Genomic DNA, 18,436 nt, shown 5'->3' on the forward strand with positions numbered 1-18,436 from the left:
GCGACGACGCGCCGAGGAGCCGGCGCAGACGGTCTGCAACTGTCCGGCCTGACTGCGACGACGCGCCGAGGAGCCGGCGCAGACGGTCTGCAACTGTCCGGCCTGACTGCGACGATGGGTGACCGTGGATGACAGTTAATCAATACTGCTACAGTATGCAATCGTCAGCGCGCTGTCGCCATCGTGTATCCCATCATTGCCATCGTCTGAACGACGCACATCACAACCCTGACTGACAACCATCAGTTCTGGCAAGCGCAGATGGTGGGCAGCAGTTATCCTGTAGTCGAGGCTTTTAGCAAGCATTTTCTCCTTGTGACCAATACTGACGACATGCAGATATTTCTTTAAGAATAGCACATATGTTCGATAAGATCAAGTGGGTCTGAACATGTTTGCGCTCCTCGCGCGAGCGCAACCGATAGTCAGGCCTGATCCCCGCAATCAGCGCGCGCATTGCGCTTATCGCGCGGGCGCAACTGATACTGACTTCGCATTGAACAGTTTGCGCCGTCGAGATGTTCGTGTTATGCGTGACAATGTATTACGTTGCTACGCTTTGAAGCTCTGTGGAAATGAGTGACGGGCAGATTCCGAGGCTATCTGCGCGTTGCCTGAACAGATGTTGATCACTTGTTGGCTGAAGTTGCGTCTGCGACAACTACCGCAATAACCCATGAATGGCCAGTCGGCGATGGTGGCGTGTGTAGTAGCGGATCTGGCGCGGCAGATTGTCTTCGCCGGGCAAGGCCCGCGCTTGAGCAACGATCCGCTCTGCAATCCGCTGGATCTGGATAGTTTGTTCAGCCGATGGCACCTGACGCAACTCAGTTTCCCAGGTAACCGTACACATGCCTTCGACTACGACGCCAACGATTTCGGGCATCAGCTTGCTGCCTCTTGTCCAGTTGAGCGCGAGACAAAAGCCAGGGCCAGGCGCTGGCAGGCGTTCACGCGCAATTGCAAACAGGTCTGCCGAGCGTCCGACTGCGATGGCTATCAGTATCGGCGCGGTTGTTTCTGGCGGGTGATGGAGGTTAACCTGCGGTATGTCAAGCAGATGCGCTAATGCGACAGCGAGTGGCTTGCTGATCAGATCAGGCGCTGTCACGCCACCGAAGCGCCAGTTGCTGCTGCGCGCCAGCGCCAGCAGGCGATGCAAGGTATGTGCCGCGTCGCGCTCGCTTACCTGATAATCGCGGAGCGGAGAAATGGTGATCCCATCATCCATTGCCGAGCCAAGGCAGATAATGCCATCTTGCGCGTAGAGATCGTCTTTGAGACCGACGCAGGTATGAAACTCGCGCCGACGTTCGATGCTTTGCAAGTTGGCCAGTAATTCAAACTGAACATCTGAAGTGGTTGCCAGGGCCAGTGCCTGTTGCCACGCCTGTTGCGCTTCATCGTAGCGCTGCAATTGAAACAGGCAACGGCCAAGCAGGTGAAAGACAGCCCAGTCGTCATAATAGCGTTGGCGCGGTATCTCAAGCAGAGCCAGCGCTGCGGCGTACTCGCCGCGCGCTGCGTGAATATGGGCTAGCTCGAGCCGGGCAGCGGCATCTCCTGGATCAAGTTCAAGGCAGCGACGAAATTCGCGCTCAGCTTCATCGTAGCGTTCCAGTTCGATCAAGACGAAGCCGAGATTGAAGTGGGCGAAGTAGTCGTCGGCCAGGTTGGCAACGGCGGCAAATTCATCGGCGGCTTTTGCCAGTAATCCCTGCTGCTGATAATGAAATGCGAGCGCATTATGAGCATCGCGCAGGGTGGGATCGGCAGCGATTGCCATGCGAAAATGGTTGGCCGCTGCCAGTGGGTGCTGGCTCCGCTCAAAGGCAAGTCCATACCGTAAATGGCGCCGGCTGGCGACACGCCTGGTCTCATCTGTCATTGCGAACCTCCTCGTCCGTTGTGCGGACGATTGTTGTGAGCCATGGTGTCGCAGATGAGCTGCTTTAGACCGGCTCACGAGTCTGGATTGTGGCTCATGGCAATGTTGGGCAACGCCGGTGCCAGCGCGGTAGCCTGAGCTGCCAGGATCTGCCTGATGCCGCGCTCAGCCAAATCCAACAACGCATCAAATTGCGCTCGTGTGACCGGTGCTCTCTCTGCCGTAGCCTGCACTTCGATGAACGCGCCGGCGGCATTCATCACGACATTGCAGTCAAGGTCAGCCTGACTGTCTTCTTCGTAACACAGATCGAGCAGCATGGTATCCCGAATCATCCCAACACTGACTGCAGCCAGTGGTGTAAGTGTTGGCCAGGTCTCAATAGCGCCACTGCGCACCAGGTGTTCGATGGCCAGCGCCAGTGCGACATAACCGCCACTGATCGACGCGGTGCGCGTGCCGCCGTCGGCCTGCAAAACGTCGCAATCGATAGTGATGGTGCGTTCCCCGATAGCGGTCAGATCAACTGCTGCGCGCAACGAACGCCCAATCAGACGTTGTATCTCTTGTGTGCGCCCACTCGGGCCGTTGCGCTCACGGCGAGTGCGTTGTAGGGTCGCTCGCGGCAGCATTGCATATTCGGCTGTGACCCATCCGCTCTGCTGACCGCGCATCCAGGCCGGCACGCCGTCTTCGATAGTTGCTGTGCAGAGCACGCGAGTATTCCCGTAAGCGATCAGCGCCGAACCTTCAGCATAGGGGGCCGCGCCGATCTCAATTGAAATGGAGCGCAGTTGGTCAGGAGCCCGACCGTCGTTTCGCATCATACGCAACCGTTTCTATCCCTTACTTATTGAGCATCATACCATATGCCGGAGATCACGACAACGGGCATTTACTTAACGTTGCGTTATTATCCGCCGAATCTGCCACAGGTACCAGCAGGCAACGCTCCGGTATGGTCGCCAGCGCTCGCCTCGCGCAAGCAGTTCGCTCGGCGACGGTATCTTTGGCAATTCATCGACCAGACGAATAGCGTCGCGTAACCCAAGATCGGTGGCCGGCAAGATGTCGAGTCGACCCAACCCAAATATCAGATAGATTTCGGCTGTCCAGCGTCCAATGCCTCTTGCCGCTGTGAGATGGGCAATGGCCGTTTCATCGTCGAGTGAGGCCAGTTGTGCCAGATTGAGTCGACCATCGCTCACTCGCGCAGCCAGATCGTACAAAGAAGCGATCTTTTGGGTCGAGAGACCGGCAGCGCGCAAGGTGGTGTCGCCGGCGGCAAGGATGGCTGTCGGTGTAATGTCGCCGAGTGCTGCTGCCAACCGATCCCGGATCGCGCGCGCTGCTGTCAGTGAAATCTGCTGGCTGATGATCGCGTAGACGAGTGTGGCAAACCCATGGGGTTGGGTCTGGAGCGCGAATGGCCCGATCTGATCGATCCACGGTATCAGCGCCGGATCAACGGCGCGCAGGTGCCGAAGTGCTGCTTCCATAGCGCGTGGTTTATGTTCAGGCTCGTGATTGTGCTTCCTCGAGAAAATATAACACGCTTAGGACTGTGATCACGGCATCATTTCACCTTACAATAAATACAAGACATCCAGCGTAATCGATTTAGAAGCGTGGAGTGTATGTTTGTGATAGGCACTGCCGGCCACGTCGATCACGGTAAATCCACCCTGGTGAAGGCGTTGACCGGTATCGATCCCGATCGGCTGCAAGAAGAGAAGCAACGTGAAATGACCATCGATCTCGGTTTTGCCTGGCTCAAACTGCCAGGTGGGAACGAGGTCAGTCTGATTGATGTGCCCGGTCATGAGCGGTTCATTAAGAATATGCTGGCCGGTGTTGGCGGTATCGATGCAGTGCTATTGGTGGTTGCCGCCGATGAGGCAGTAATGCCACAGACGCGCGAACATCTGGCGATCATCGATCTTTTGGGGATCCGACACGGGATTGTAGCCTTAAATAAGATCGATCTGGTTGATGATGAGTGGTTGGCGCTGGCGCGCGATGAGGTGCGCGCAACGCTGTCCGGGAGCGTACTGGCCGATGCGCCGATCATTCCGGTGTCGGCGCGTACCGGCGCCGGTTTGGTCGAGTTGGTACAGGCGCTTGATCGGTTGCTTGCTACATTGCCTGCCCGTGATCAGGAGCACGGCACGCCGCGACTGGCAATTGACCGTAGTTTTACTATTGCCGGTTTTGGCGCTGTGGTGACCGGTGTGTTGCGTAATGGCCCGTTGACTCCCGGGCAAGAGGTAGAAATCCTGCCGCAAGGTCTGCGCGCGCGCATTCGTGGCCTGCAAAGCCATCGACGTTCAATCGAACAGGCGCTGCCCGGGATGCGGGTAGCCGTCAATCTGGCCAATGTACATTATCGTGACATCAGGCGCGGTGATGTGCTGACGGTGCCTGGTGCGCTTTCGCCAACAACGTTGCTTGATGCGCAGGTGCGGGTGGTAGGCGATACTTCATTACGCCACAATGCTGCGCTTGATCTGTTCATCGGAACCAGTGAAGCGCCGTGCCGGTTGTCGCTGCTCACCGCCGATGAGCTTATGCCCGGCGCGACAGATTGGGTGCAGATTCGGCTGACCATGCCGGTAGTGGCTATTGCCGGTGACCGATTCATTCTTCGGATTCCCTCACCCAGTCAGACCGTAGCCGGTGGCGTTGTCGTTGATCCGCATCCGCCGCGCCATCGGCGTTTTCGCTCTGACGTTATAACAGCGCTTGCCCTGCGCGCGCAGGGTACTCCCGCTGAACGAATTGCCCAGACTCTGGCGGATGGTCGTCCGCGATTGCGGACCGAAGTCCTGGCTGCAGCGGGGGTTACCGAAACTGAAGCCGAGACAGCATTACCGGCCTTGCGCGCGAATGGTCAACTGGTTGCTTTGGGAAATGATGCCCTGATCAGCGCCGATGGCTGGGCAAAGGTACGCGCAACACTGCGCGATTTGCTGGCGTCATACCACCAACGGTTTCCGCTCCGGCGCGGGATGCCGCGCGAAGAGGTACGGCAACGTTTGCAACTGTCGGCGCGGATCTGGTCGGGGGTGCTCGCTGTGGCGCTGGCTGAAGGCCTGATCGGCATTGACGAGACCACCGCGCGACTCGCCGATTTCATTCCGCAGCCGGGGGCTGCGCAACGGCAACAACTCGACCGGCAACTCGCGGCAATGGCGCGCTCGCCCTATGCGCCGCCCCCACTCGATCTCGATGGCGATCTGCTGGCATGGGCGCTCGATCAGGGGCTACTGGTCAAGATTGCGCCCGAACTCTACCTGCTGCCTGACGCATATGCCGCGATGGTCTCCTGGGTGCGGAAGGCGATTGAAGCGCAGGGTAGCGTGACGGTAGCCCAATTGCGTGATCATTTCGGCATCTCGCGGCGCTACGCCGTCGCTCTGCTCGAGCATCTCGACGAACGGCGGGTTACTCGCCGCCAGGGTGATGTGCGCGTGCTGGCATAGGCACAGTGTGTTATCGCCTCCTCCGGCAGTTGGTCTGTGAAAGGATTGGACAGGCAACCATGAAACGTGATAGACTCTCCATTATCACCACGATGTTCCAGCATCCATCAGAAAGGAGCTGACCTTGGCTAACAATCAGAGTGATTTGCGCCGCTTCGGCGCTGCCCTGCTGCTCGGTATGGCGGCAGGTCTGGCGGCTCGCTACTACTTTGAGGCGCGCGCGCGCAGCGATAGCCGCACCCAGATTGGCCTGATCGATTGGAACCAGGCTCGCCAGGCTGCGTTGCGCCTCTCGCAGTGGGAACAGGCTCCAGTGGATAACCGGCCTTTCCGCCGTCAGCAGTATGCGCGTATGGTGGCGCTGAGCGAACCGCTCATCGCCGACTATCTTGGCGTGCAGTTACCGGAGCCGGTCAGTCGCATCTTCGTCTTTGATCGACGCGAATGGCTGGAAGCAAATATTGTTTCGTTCAGTCAGCTCTTCCGCCCAATCGAGGAGATGTACGAGAAGAATGGCGGCGGACGTGGCGCGCTCGGCATGGTGGTGAATGATGTCAGCAGCAAACTGCTTGGGATGCAGATTGGCGGATTGTTGGGCTATCTGGCGCAGCGCGTGCTCGGCCAGTACGATCTGAGTTTGCTCTCGGCGGAAGCGACTGGTGGCGCTCTCTATTTTGTCGAACCAAACATTGCCCGGGTGCAACAGCAGCTTGGCCTGAGTGACGAAGACTTCCGGCTGTGGATTACCCTCCACGAGATGACCCACGCTTTCGAGTTTGAGGCTTACCCATGGGTGCGTTCATACTTCCGCGAGCTGCTTGAGCAGAATTTTGCTCTTATGAGCGGCCAGATGCTAAGCAGTGGCAGTAGCCTGGTTGATGCGCTTATGCGGTTGCTGCAAGGAATTGGTAGTGGACAGCACTGGATCGAGACGCTGCTGACGCCGGAGCAGCGAGCCGTTTTTGACCGCATCCAGGCTCTCATGTCGATTATCGAAGGCTACGGTAACCACGTTATGAATGCGGTCGGACGACGGCTCTTGCCCACTTTTAGCCAGATCGAACAGCAGATTGCTCAGCGTCAGCGTCAACGCACCATGCTCGATCAAATGGTCTTTCGGTTGACCGGTCTCGACCTCAAGCTTGCCCAATATCAGCAGGGTGAAGCTTTTATAAATGCAATCGTCGCCGCGCGCGGGATCAAGTTTGCCAGCCGGGTATGGGAACGACCGGAAAACTTGCCGTTAATGGACGAAATCCGCAATCCGGCGCAGTGGATGCTTCGGATGGATCGACAGAGCTAGCGATCTGGCGCATGTCTGGCGCCGGCCACGACATGCGGTTATGAACTGCTATCCTGACTATAACTGTCACTATCAGGGAACGGGTGATGTGCGAACCCCGTTCCCTTTGATGTGCCGGTTTTCTTTCGTTTCCTGTGAGCGGCTCGCTACCTACTGCTCTAGGGGCAGTGATAATTGACCGCTTTCAGTTGCCGTCGGCGTTTCCTCAGGCGCTGGCTGCGCCGCGGCAGACGTTGGCGCGATACCAATCAAGGCCAGCAGGCTGGCCTCATCCAGCACCGGAATGTTTAATTGAGTCGCTTTCGCCAGCTTACTGCCGGCATTTGTCCCGGCAACGACATAACTCGTCTTCTTACTCACGTTATCGGTTACCTTCCCGCCGTGAGCGATGATCAGGGCACTCGCCTGCTCGCGGGTCATCGATGGCAACGTGCCGGTGATAACGAAGGTCTTGCCGGCAAGACTGTCGCTCTGGCGTTCGTGTTGAGGCGCGCCATTAAGGCGCAGACCGGCGGCGCGTAGTTTCTCGATCAGCGCTCGATTCTCCGGTCGAGAGAAGAAATCGACAATGCTCGCCGCCGCGACCGGACCAATGCCGGGAATCTGTTCCAGCTCTTCCTGACGCGCATTCATAATCGCGTCAAGCGAACCAAGCGCATTGACCAGCGTTTGCGCAGCCACTGTGCCCACGTAACGGATGCCTAAGCCGACGATCAGGCGGTCGAGCGGACGCTGACGCGCCGCATCGATGGCGGCCAGCAAATTGGCAATTCGCTTAGGGCCAAAACCTTCGATCCCTTCCAGTTGTTCGGCCTTCAGATAGAACAGATCGGCCACATCGCGGACGAGACCAAGCTGGACAAACAATTCGGCCTGTCGTTCACCCATCCCGACAATATCGAGCGCAGCGCGACTGACAAAATGCTCGACGCGACGCACCAGTTGCGCCGGGCAGATACTAAAATTATTGCAACGCCACGCTGCTTCTCCCTCTTCGCGTTCGAGTGGCGAGCCGCAGGCCGGGCAATGACTGGGAAATTGCCAGGGCCGCTCACTGCCGTCGCGACGAGCCACAACCGGCCCAACCACATAGGGAATCACATCACCTGCTCGTTTCACGATGACATAATCACCAATCCGAATATCGCGCTGGGTAATGTAGTCGGCATTGTGCAGACTGGCGTTACGCACCGTCACACCGCCGATCTGCACCGGTTCCAGCTCGGCGTTTGGGGTTACCACACCCGTGCGTCCGACATTGACGGTAATGTCGAGCAAGCGTGTAATGGCTTCACGTGCCGGGAATTTGAACGCAATTGCCCAGCGCGGATCGCGCCCGACAACGCCAAGCTCGCGCTGCTGAGCAAAATCATCGATCTTGATGACCATGCCATCTGCTTCGTATGGCAATGAATCACGACGCGCCATCCACTCGTCGCAGTAGGCAAGTACCTGATCAAAATCGGTAAACCGGCGCGCATCCTGGTTAACCGGAAAACCCAGCGCGCGCAGATAGCGCAGCGTCTGCCACTGACTGGTCAAGTTGACCCCTTCGACCGGACCAACACCATAGGCGAAGAAGCGCAGCGGTCGGGCCGCAGTGATTGCCGGATCTTTCTGGCGTAGTGAACCGGCAGCGGCGTTGCGTGGATTGGCAAAGATCTTCTCGCCGGCAGCAGCCAGCCGATCATTGAGGGCCTCAAAATCAGCGGTACGCATATAAACTTCGCCGCGTACCTCAATCATTGTGGGCAGAGTTGCGGGCAGATCCGGGTCAGATGTGTTATCAGGCGGATATAACACCAACGGAATGCTGCTAATGGTGCGCAGGTTGGCCGTGACATCCTCGCCGATCTCGCCATCGCCGCGGGTTGCGCCCTGGATAAATTGTCCGTCACGAAAGGTCAGCGCAATCGCCAGACCGTCGATTTTCGGTTCAACAACGCAGGCAATCGCTGCGTCATTGCCGAGCAGGCGCAGTGCCCGGTCGCGCCAGGCCACCAGATCGCTGCGCGAAAAGGCATTCCCGAGCGACAACATTGGTTGGGGATGGCGAACTTTGGCAAACTGGCTGGCTGGCGTGCCACTCACGCGCTGGGTAGGTGAGTCTGGCGTGATCAATTCGGGATGGGCCGCTTCCAGCGCGCGCAGCTCGGCCATCAGGGCATCATATTCGGCGTCGCTGACTATCGGATCATCGAGCACATAGTAATGGTAGTCGTAGCGTCGGATCAGTGTTCGCAGCTCGTTGATGCGCTGGAAGATATCGGTTTGGCTCATGAGCGACTCCAGACTTATCGTAGAACTCCACCCCTGGTACTATACCAGATGGCTTGAAAGTAGTACCATTGGGGGAGTTGCAAGAAAGTAAAAGAACGGTTACTCTATTATTACCCCCCCCACACGAGACCCGCTGGCAGTTGCCAGGGGGTTTCGTGTTTCTGATAACGGTTTCATCCGAACATCCGTGCTTCATTGTAACACAGTAAGTTGAAGCTGCTGGCGCATTGCTCTGCAATCAGTTGCCTCAAACAGTATTGTCCCATCCCCACATCCGCATGTAGTCTGTTGTCCTGGCGCAATGACAGATACCGGTTTGATAGTTAACAGATCTCAACGAAAAAAACTGCATTACAGTGCCCTAAATCGCAATGCAGTATTGAAACGTTCACTGTTGCCTTTGTGAGGCGCGTGGTATAATTTCGCCAGTGCTATTTTAGTGAGAGAATCCACGAATATTGAGGTACGACCTATGTTAGCGTGGTTTATCTTCTGGATAGCGGCAATTGTCGCTATCGGCGGACAAATACCGTTAATCGTTGCCGCGTGGCGATTATACCGTCACCCCGCGCCGGCCCCGGCCAATGTGCCGCGCAGCGACGGGCGGGCCGATCTGGGTTGGACGCTGGTAACGGCGCTGGCCACACTGGCGCTGTTTGGCGCAGCCTATCTGGCCCTGCCGTAGGAACAGACAATCTGGCAGCACAGTTGTTTGATCATCCAGAGATACATCAGTGCATCGGTGTATTGCTCGATACCAAGAGCATATGATGCGTCAGAGCCTTCTATGAATATGAATGTGGCGAGGACTGGTATGGCGGCTCGGAAGCGCGTACAGATCTTACTACTTGGCCTGATCTTAACGTTAGCCACGATCATTTCTGGCGGTCTGGTAACCATCTCGGCCAGCGCGGCGGCGTGTTCGTCGTGGCCGTTGTGTTTGGAAGCATTGAGTGATAGCGCCAATCCGCTGGTCTGGATTTCACTCGGCCACCGCGCAATCGTAGCGCTGGCGCTTCTGGCAGTGATCGGCGGCGTATGGGCCGTATGGCGCTCCCCGGAAACAGCAGGCCTGCCGCGTTGGATGGCGCTGGCCGCCGCGATCATCTTCCTGTCGCAAGCGCTGGCCGGAGCGTTGCTGGTATGGGGCGTGCCGGCAATGGTAGCCGACGTATGGCATCTGACCGGCGCGCTTCTGGCCTTTGGCGCGCAGGTGTTGACGTTTATCCTGATTGCAATTCCCGCGCCAGCAACCGTTGAACGACTGTCTGGGCGGGCGGCGCAGACGCAGCGTCGTCTCCGCGGGTTGGCCGTGTGGACGGCAGCGGCAGCCGGCGTTGCTGCGCTGGCAATCGGCGCTCGTAGCGTAGCTCCTGAGTTAGAGATGGCAGTTGCTCTGCCGGCAAATAGTGTTGGCGCGCTCAGCTTTGCCGCATTCCTGTCATTGTGGATGGCGGTTGAAGCGCGCCGACGATTGCCTGTAGAAGCGCAAACCTCGGCTCTGGCGCTGGCTTTGCCGCGCTACAGCCCCTTGTTGCCCGGCCTGGCCGCGCTGGCACTGATCGGCTGGTTCATTCCTGCCGGTGGGCATCTGCTCAGCCTTACTGCGGCTGCGCTGCTCTGGGCTGGCGCAATAGCCGCTGCTGTGGCGATCCAACGCGCGCCGTTAACCTTTGCTACCGCAACGACAACTCCGGCCACTCGTCCTGTGTCGAAATGGCGGATGGTGGTGGCCGACTATATCAGTCTGACAAAACCAAAAGTGATTTCATTGCTGCTGGTAACGACCCTGACCACAATGTTCATTACTGAGGCCGGTTTGCCATCATGGTGGCTGGTGTTGTGGACAATGATCGGGGGTTATCTGGCGGCTGGCGGCGCCGGCGCAATCAACTGCGCGTTCGATAGCGATATTGATGTCAATATGGGGCGCACCAGCCGCCGACCGGTGCCAAGTGGGCGGATCTCAGCGCGAGCTGCGTTTGTTTTTGGCGCAATCCTCAGTGTGTTGTCGATCGTCGTGCTCTGGGTCTTCACCACGCCCCTGGCAGCTTTCTTTGCCTTCCTCGGTATTATCTACTATGCCTACTTCTATACCAGTCTGCTCAAACGCAGCACGTGGCAGAACATCATTATCGGCGGTGGCGCCGGCGCGATCCCGCCCCTGGTTGGTTGGACGGCAGTTACCGGTTCGGTCAGCCTGATGGCCGTCGTGCTCTTTGCCATTATCTTCTACTGGACACCGCCGCACTTCTGGGCTTTGGCGCTGGTCAAACAGAAAGATTATGCCCGCGCCGGGGTGCCAATGTTGCCGGTCGTAGCGGGCGAGGTCGAAACCCGCTGGCAGATTCTGGTCTATTCGGCAATCATGGTTGCCGTATCGTTGTTGCCGGTTGCCATTGGCGCTATGAGCTGGATCTATCTGGTCGGCGCATTGGTCTTCGGTCTCCGCTTCATGCGTGATGCCTGGGCAGTCTGGCGGATCGGTGATCAGGCCGCTATTTGGGGATTGTACAAATATTCGCTTCTCTATCTGGCGCTGCTATTCGTGGTTATGGTTGCCGATCGGCTGATTCTTCGGTAGTTGCCGACCGATTTACGAAAGCTACGACTAGCAATTTACGTCAGGATGGTGTATACTTTAGCTACATGTCAAGAATCGCCGTGTGAGCGGCAATGCAGGAGGTCAAGGAGTCTTCCATGACAATGATAGGTGTCGATCAGATTGGCGTGCAATCGGCTACCCCGCAACCGCTATTGATGATCAGCGAAGCCGCTGCCACGCGCCTGCTCAAGATGATGCAGGAAAAGCAGCTTGAGGGTTACGCTCTGCGCGTATTTGTCGCCGGTGGTGGCTGCTCGGGCCTCCAATATGGTATGACCTTCGATGATGAAGTTCGTGAGGGCGACAACGAGTTCTACGCCGGCAGCCTGCGCGTGCTGGTCGATCCGATTAGCGCCAACTATCTGATGGGCGCATCGATCGACTTTGTTGATACATTGATGGGTGGCGGCTTTAAGATTGATAACCCGAACGCGGTATCATCGTGTGGCTGCGGCCATTCGTTCCGCGCCCGCGATACCGAATATAGCGAAGACGATGACGACGCGCCGGTTGGCGGTGGCTGCGGCACATGCGGCTACTAAGCCTGATTGAGGTTGATGATGAAGGCGGCAGGTAACAAACCTGCCGCTTTTCACGTGGGTAATCGCTTCTGAGAGGCAAGTTTTACTTCGACAACATCTCTTTCGCTGACTGAACCCCTTGCATAACCACGCCCGAAGTGCGCAAGTTTTCATCATAGATCTGACCCGCGAAGTGGCACTCCTGTTGCGACAGACTCGCAGCCTGCACCGGCCAGCACTCGCGCAAACTAAAAGCGTAAGCATGGTGGGTAACAATTGTTAACGGCGAACAATCACGGTTCAATAAAACCTTCTCTTTGCAATGCGCGCGCCCAAATTGGTCACTTCTCACCACCGATCCCATTAACCACCGTAAGCGACCCAGGCAGGATCCGGCGCGCCTGGGCAATGATCGCATGAAGGCGCCATGTCTGCCCGGAACGGACATCAAGCATCCCGATCGTTCAATCCTTATCGCCTTCTCTCATTGCTTGTAAGCAACATGATCGGCAAGAATCGCGACAACATGCCATGGCTATGCTATAATTCCTCGCAATCATACGTTCTATCTAGTAGCATGGCAATGAGCGATCTGATCAGCATTAAAGGTGGCCGTGATGGATTACGACTTCGCTTAGATGCCAGCGCTGCATGGCCGGATCTGTTGAGCTGGCTCGATCAGCATTTAAGCGAGCGGCGCGGTTTCTTTCACGGTGCCAGTCTGGTGATTGATCTCGGTGAACGCGAGGTCTCACCCGCTCAGCTCGATGAAATACTGACCCTGATGCGTCAACACGGTGTGCAGGCGACCGCCGTTGATTCATCCGAACGGGTTACCCGCGCGGCAGCGCGCTCGGCTGGTCTAGCGGCGCGACCATTGCCGCGCTATACCGGGTCGGTCGCGGCAGGTGAACCAGAAGCGTTGCTGGTTATCCGAACGCTACGCTCGGGTCAGGTGCTGCGCCATACCGGCCATATCACCTTGATCGGTGATGTCAATCCGGGCGCCGAGATCATTGCCGGTGGGAGTGTGGTAGTCTGGGGGCGCTTGCGTGGCATGGTACATGCTGGCGCGTTAGGCGATAGTAACGCGATCATCTGCGCGCTTGAACTTACGCCGACCCAGTTACGGATTGCTGATCTGATTGCGCGCGCGCCGGAGCGCAATGAAGTCAGGCGGCCAGAGTTTGCGCGCGTCGTCGCTGGCGAGATTGTCGTTGATGGATGGGAAGCATTCAAGCGTTAGCGGGGTGATATGGGGCGAGTCATTACCGTCACGTCGGGCAAAGGGGGCGTTGGCAAGACGACGACCACTGCTAATCTGGGTACGGCGCTGGCAATGCGGGGTGCGCGTGTCGCTGTCGTAGATGCCGATATTGGCCTGCGTAACCTTGACGTGGTGATGGGGCTCGAAAATCGCATTGTCTACGACCTGGTTGATGTGGTTGAAGGGCGGGCCCGGTTGCGGCAGGCGTTAATCAAAGATAAGCGTCTGCCTGAGTTGTGCCTGCTACCCGCCGCTCAAACCCGTGATAAAGATGCGGTTAACGCGCAGCAAATGATCGATTTGACCAATCAGTTGCGCGCTGAGTTCGATTATGTGTTGATCGATAGTCCCGCCGGGATCGAAGCCGGTTTTCGCAATGCTATCGCCGGAGCCGATGAGGTGATTATCGTTACCACCCCTGAAGTGTCGGCAGTGCGCGATGCTGACCGGATCGTTGGTCTCGTTGAAGCCGCCGAGAAAGGCCCGGCGTCCCTTGTGATCAATCGCATCAAACCGCGGCTGGTCAGCCGTGGCGAGATGCTCTCAGTTGAAGATGTGCTCGAGTTGCTGGCGATTTCGCTGCTCGGCATTGTGCCTGAAGATGAGACTATCGTTATTGCAACCAATCGTGGTGAAGCGGCAGTCTACGATCCCAGTTCGCTTGCCGGGCGGGCCTATATTAATATTGCCCAGCGTCTGGCCGGTGAAGATGTTCCGGTGATGGCGATTCCTGACCAGCAGGGGATGCTTGATCGCTTGCTCGGTCTGTTTGGGCGGCGACGAACGTAGCGAAAGGAGTGTCTGTGTCATTCCTCAACGGCCTCTTTGGTCGAAAACGCGACTCAAGCGCCGAGCTGGCCAAACAACGGCTGTTGACGGTGCTGATCGATGATCGCTATAAACTCACGCCTGAAATGATGGCGCAGATGAAAGCCGATCTGGCCGAGGTGCTCAAGCGCTACTTGCCGGCTATCGATGCTGATCAGATCGAGGTGACCCTGAGTCGGGGTGAGGCGCACGATCTGCTCAAAGCCGATGTGCCGCTGCGTCGCGCCACCGATCAATCTTCTCACCGGTAGCGGCGCTGTTCGCCTTTCTCGCTATAATGAAGGGCAACGAATCACATCACAGGTGATTCGTCGCCCGTTTCTGTATTCTCTATTCCATACAGTGCTGCCAGAACTGAAGCGATGCGTCGCTGTGTTGGCGACCGTGGCCTGGCAGGTCAGGCGAAGCCTCTGTCATTATCATGATGGGAAAGACGTATCATGGATGCCGAATCGCGACCAATCCGCTTTTCGTATCAGGCTAAGTGGATCAGCAGCGCTATCGTTGTTGCGCTGACGATCCTGTTGCTGATAGGAGTGACCCACATTTTGCCGCCGTTTATCGGGGCGATTATTACCGCTTATCTGTTTAATCCTTTAATCGGCTGGCTACACCGTCGCACAAATATCGGTCGCGCGATCTGGATTATCGTGCTCTATGTCGTGGTTGGCCTGGCGTTGTATGCCCTGTTTACCGCTCTCTGGCCGCGAATTGTTCAGCAGAGCCGCGATCTGGCTGCCAGCGCGCCGGTAATTATTCGCGAGTTGACGATCTTTTTTGAACAGAATCAGTCGGTTGAGCTGGGCGATTTTGTGATTAGTCTGGCTCCACTTGAGGCGCAAGTGATCGGATTGATCCGCGATATGGCCGGTTGGCTAAGCGGTAATGTGCCGAAAATTGTCTTTTCAGCTCTCGAAAGTGTTATTTATCTGTTGGTCTATCTGATCATTACGTTCTATTTGCTCTTGCAGGCGCCTCAATTGAAGGCCTGGGCCCGCAATCTGATCCCGCCGCCATACCGGCGTGAGATTGGCCATCTCGGTTATCAGATCGATCGGGTGTTTAGCGCTTATATTCGCGGTCAGTTGATTTTGATTGTGATTATGTCGGTGTTGCTATATATTCCGCTCTCGATTTTACAGGTGCCCTATGCGCTGGTGATTGCCGTCGCGTCAGGGGTGCTCGAAATTTTGCCGATTATCGGCCCATGGTCGGCAGCGGGGATTGCGATGACTGTGGCGCTGTTTCAACCGGTGACGCCATTCGGGCTCTCGAATGTGGCGCTGGCTGTGCTGTTAGGGGTGATCTATTTCGTGTTGCGCCAGATTGAAGATCACTTTATCATTCCAAACGTGATGGGACCGCTGGTACGCCTGCATCCGGGTGTCGTGATCTTTGCCATTCTGGCCGGCGGCGCGCTCGCCGGCGCTTTTGGTCTGTTTATCTCGATCCCAATCGCTGCCGTGATCAGGATTTTGCTCAGTTATGTGTATCGGAAGTTGACCGATCAGCTCGAACCGCCATCCGATACCGATCGACCGGTTGTTGCTGCGCAGTCTGAGCCGGCGACCGGCGAGGTGGCGTTCGGTTCGCAAGGATAGTCGCATGAAATATTGTTCGCTTGATCCAGACGTTGGAACGCTTTATCTCTACTTTACCGATTTGACCGCAGGCGAGGCGACTGTGGTGATGGAGTATCCGGCGCATTTGCTGCTCGATGCGCAAGGGGCTATTATTGGTTGCCGGATCGACCTCGACGATGATGTGATCCTCAGTCAGCTTGAGCTGGCGCTTGAAGGGTCGCACAATTGGCTCGATGGCGAGCATGGCCATCTTTATATTCGGATTGCTGACGAAGAGCCGGCAGAGGTGGTCAAACTCGACGAGATCGCCGTTCTCGATCTCGATGATGACGATCTGGTTCTGGGGATAGAGTTGCTATTGCCCGATGAGTGGCGCGCGCCGGAACGATTAGCTCGCCTGACGCCGTGGATGGTGCCCTTCGATGATGAGCCAGTCGATGGTGAAGGGCCGGTCGTCTTTGGGCCGCCACTGAACCCTTCTGACGAAACGACAGACGAGGTTGCGACCGAAACGGCGCCGGAGATTCCGCCTGAACAATGGCGGTCGGGGTTTGTCGCGCTGGTAGGCAAGCCAAACGTCGGCAAAAGCACGCTGCTCAATGCTTTGTTGGGAGAAAAGGTGGCTATCGTTTCGCCACGACCTCAGACTACGCGGGTGCCGGTGCGCGGTATTTTGACGCGACCTGGTGAGCAGATTATCTTTATCGATACTCCCGGTATTCACGAACCAGATCACCGGTTGGGCAAATTGATGGTCGAGCTGGCCGAACGCACTCTGCCCAACGCCGATGTGATCTGTTTTATGGTTGATATTAGCCAGCCGCCGAGTCGTCTCGACCGCATGATTGCGCAGCAGGTTCAGCGCGCGCGCGGCCATAAATTGCTCGTTCTCAATAAAGTTGATCAGAAACCGCTTCAACCCGGCGCCAATTACCTGCCTGCCTATCGTGAGTTGGGGCAGTGGGAAATGGAGATTGCCATCTCGGCGCGTCGTCGCTTAGGGCTGGCGGCTTTGCTGAGTGAAATCAGCGCGCGGCTGCCCGCCGGGCCACCACTCTATCCACTTGATCAGATTACCGATCAGAGCGAGCAACAGCTTGCTGCTGAATTTGTGCGAGAAAAGGCGCTCTTCTATCTGCAACAAGAGGTGCCGCACGCAATCGCGGTCGAAGTTGAAGAGTGGCTGGAAAAAGAGACCGCTACCTATATTCGCATGACGATCAATGTCGAGAAAGAGAGCCAGAAGGGCATCCTGATCGGCGCCGGTGGTAGTATGCTGAAGAAGATCGGTAGCGCGGCGCGCGCTTCGATTGAACGGATGCTGGGACGGACGGTCTATCTCGATTTGTGGGTGAAGGTTCGCCCCAACTGGCGTGACGATCCGGGGGCGCTAGGGTGGTTGGGCTATCGGGCAAAGAATTTTCTTTGATCTGGGTCCTGTGGCGCGCGTTCACCGGTAGCCCCATGACTGCGGTCACAGCCTAAATCGTTGCTTGCAGTCTCTGAACTGCAACTTTGTTGCCGCCAATTGCGTATGATCCGATAGATTAGATTCGGTTAGCTGCTTGAACGTGAGGCGCAAGCAACGATGGCAACCCAACGCTCGCCGTCTACCACAACATGGAGTGTTATGGCTGAGGTGACCGAAATCCTCTGTCCGATCTGCCATAAGCAGAACCTGCGGCGAGCAAAATTTTGTCAGCATTGCGGTCACGATGTCGTGCTGAACAACGATCAGCCGACCGATGATCGGCGCTATGTGATTACCCGGATTATCAAGCGTGGTGGACAGGGTGCGGTTTACGAGGGGATTGATCAGCACGGTCGAGTGTATGCAATCAAAGAGATGCTCGACCGGTTTGTCGATCCGAAGGAGCGGGCTGAAGCCGTTGAACGGTTCAATGCTGAAGCCGAATTGCTGCAACAACTGCGTCATCCGCGCATTCCGCGGGTCTATAGCCATTTTACCGATGAGGGCCGCCACTACCTGACCATGGATTTTATCCGTGGCGAAGATCTTGAGCAGATTCTCGAACGCGAGGGGCGAATCGACGAGCAACGAGTGTTGCGCTGGGCCGATGAGATTTGTGATGTGCTCGGCTATCTGCACGGTAAAGGGCTGGTTTATCGCGACATGAAGCCCTCGAATGTGATGGTTGAGCCGAGTGGCGATGTCAAGCTGATCGATTTCGGGATAGCCAAGCTGTTCAAGCCTACCGAACGTGGCACGCAGATCGGCACGCCGGGTTATGCGCCGCCTGAGCAGTACCAGGGACTGGCAACACCGCAATCCGACATCTATGCGCTGGCAGCGACGCTGCACCATCTGCTGACCGGGCGTGATCCGACCCGAGAGATGCCGTTCTCGTTTCCGCCAGCGCGGTCGCTGGAGCCATCTATCTCCGAACGGGTGAGCGCTGCGCTCGAGAAGGCGTTGCAGAAGGTGGCAAAAGATCGTTTCGCCACGATGGAAGAGTTTCGCGCTGCGCTCATCCCAACGGCGCAACCGCAGGCGCAGCCAGTTCAGGTGCGGGTTGCGCCGTCAGTTGCCGCGCCGATGCCTGCTCGTTCGGCATCGGGCTCGCCGCCGGCTGCGTCAGTGCCGGCTCCTGCGCCATCACCGTCGGCTGCGGCCACCCCACCGGCAAAGGTGGCGCAACCGGCTCCTGCGCCATCACC

16 protein-coding genes are annotated in these 18,436 nt (G+C 57.1%); 11 read left to right on the forward strand and 5 right to left on the reverse strand.

Going from position 1 to position 18,436, the window contains the following annotated elements:
* Positions 1 to 135: 135 nt before the first annotated feature.
* The 4 genes from Q0650_RS02515 to Q0650_RS02530 form a co-directional block, all read right to left on the reverse strand.
* The gene (locus Q0650_RS02515) at positions 136 to 306 is read right to left on the reverse strand and encodes a hypothetical protein (RefSeq protein ID WP_298815594.1); all 171 of its coding nucleotides are present in this window, start codon (positions 304 to 306) and stop codon (positions 136 to 138) included.
* A 355-nt stretch (positions 307 to 661) separates the two neighbouring features.
* Positions 662 to 1,888 (reverse strand): tetratricopeptide repeat protein, encoded by a 1,227-nt coding sequence (locus Q0650_RS02520; protein ID WP_298815596.1) that lies wholly within the window; start codon positions 1,886 to 1,888, stop codon positions 662 to 664.
* A 74-nt stretch (positions 1,889 to 1,962) separates the two neighbouring features.
* Complete coding sequence (gene rph, locus Q0650_RS02525) at positions 1,963 to 2,715, reverse strand: ribonuclease PH (RefSeq protein WP_298815598.1); 753 nt, start codon at positions 2,713 to 2,715, stop codon at positions 1,963 to 1,965.
* A gap of 72 nt (positions 2,716 to 2,787) precedes the next feature.
* The gene (locus Q0650_RS02530; protein ID WP_298815600.1) at positions 2,788 to 3,387 is read right to left on the reverse strand and encodes a DNA-3-methyladenine glycosylase; all 600 of its coding nucleotides are present in this window, start codon (positions 3,385 to 3,387) and stop codon (positions 2,788 to 2,790) included.
* Between the two features lie 138 nt (positions 3,388 to 3,525).
* Here Q0650_RS02530 and selB point away from each other — a divergent pair, with 138 nt between their 5' ends.
* Positions 3,526 to 5,370 (forward strand): selenocysteine-specific translation elongation factor, encoded by a 1,845-nt coding sequence (gene selB, locus Q0650_RS02535; RefSeq protein WP_298815602.1) that lies wholly within the window; start codon positions 3,526 to 3,528, stop codon positions 5,368 to 5,370.
* 124 nt (positions 5,371 to 5,494) lie between these two features.
* Positions 5,495 to 6,673 (forward strand): zinc-dependent metalloprotease, encoded by a 1,179-nt coding sequence (locus tag Q0650_RS02540; protein WP_298815604.1) that lies wholly within the window; start codon positions 5,495 to 5,497, stop codon positions 6,671 to 6,673.
* Between the two features lie 150 nt (positions 6,674 to 6,823).
* On the opposite strand, the gene ligA is transcribed toward Q0650_RS02540, so the two are convergent.
* On the reverse strand, positions 6,824 to 8,953 hold the full coding sequence (gene ligA, locus Q0650_RS02545; protein ID WP_298815606.1) for an NAD-dependent DNA ligase LigA: 2,130 nt from the start codon (positions 8,951 to 8,953) through the stop codon (positions 6,824 to 6,826).
* 472 nt (positions 8,954 to 9,425) lie between these two features.
* On the opposite strand from ligA, the gene Q0650_RS02550 reads away from it, so the two are divergent.
* The 9 genes from Q0650_RS02550 to Q0650_RS02590 all read left to right on the forward strand — a co-directional run.
* The gene (locus Q0650_RS02550) at positions 9,426 to 9,638 is read left to right on the forward strand and encodes a hypothetical protein (RefSeq protein WP_298815608.1); all 213 of its coding nucleotides are present in this window, start codon (positions 9,426 to 9,428) and stop codon (positions 9,636 to 9,638) included.
* A 129-nt stretch (positions 9,639 to 9,767) separates the two neighbouring features.
* On the forward strand, positions 9,768 to 11,537 hold the full coding sequence (locus Q0650_RS02555) for a heme o synthase (protein ID WP_298815610.1): 1,770 nt from the start codon (positions 9,768 to 9,770) through the stop codon (positions 11,535 to 11,537).
* Positions 11,538 to 11,653: 116 nt separating this feature from the next.
* On the forward strand, positions 11,654 to 12,100 hold the full coding sequence (erpA, locus tag Q0650_RS02560) for an iron-sulfur cluster insertion protein ErpA (protein ID WP_298815612.1): 447 nt from the start codon (positions 11,654 to 11,656) through the stop codon (positions 12,098 to 12,100).
* Between the two features lie 562 nt (positions 12,101 to 12,662).
* Entirely contained in the window at positions 12,663 to 13,325 is a 663-nt protein-coding gene (minC, locus tag Q0650_RS02565) for a septum site-determining protein MinC (protein ID WP_298815614.1), read from the forward strand.
* A 9-nt stretch (positions 13,326 to 13,334) separates the two neighbouring features.
* Positions 13,335 to 14,135 (forward strand): septum site-determining protein MinD, encoded by an 801-nt coding sequence (gene minD, locus Q0650_RS02570; protein ID WP_298815616.1) that lies wholly within the window; start codon positions 13,335 to 13,337, stop codon positions 14,133 to 14,135.
* 14 nt (positions 14,136 to 14,149) lie between these two features.
* Complete coding sequence (minE, locus tag Q0650_RS02575) at positions 14,150 to 14,425, forward strand: cell division topological specificity factor MinE (protein ID WP_298815619.1); 276 nt, start codon at positions 14,150 to 14,152, stop codon at positions 14,423 to 14,425.
* A 189-nt stretch (positions 14,426 to 14,614) separates the two neighbouring features.
* The gene (locus Q0650_RS02580; protein ID WP_298815621.1) at positions 14,615 to 15,775 is read left to right on the forward strand and encodes an AI-2E family transporter; all 1,161 of its coding nucleotides are present in this window, start codon (positions 14,615 to 14,617) and stop codon (positions 15,773 to 15,775) included.
* Between the two features lie 4 nt (positions 15,776 to 15,779).
* Positions 15,780 to 17,186, forward strand: coding sequence for a GTPase Era (gene era / locus Q0650_RS02585; protein WP_298815624.1), 1,407 nt, complete (start codon positions 15,780 to 15,782; stop codon positions 17,184 to 17,186).
* Positions 17,187 to 17,345: 159 nt separating this feature from the next.
* A partial coding sequence (locus Q0650_RS02590; RefSeq protein WP_298815626.1) for a serine/threonine-protein kinase occupies positions 17,346 to 18,436 on the forward strand: 1,091 nt, incomplete at its 3' end.

The organism is uncultured Chloroflexus sp. (assembly GCF_937129525.1).
Lineage (GTDB): Bacteria > Chloroflexota > Chloroflexia > Chloroflexales > Chloroflexaceae > Chloroflexus.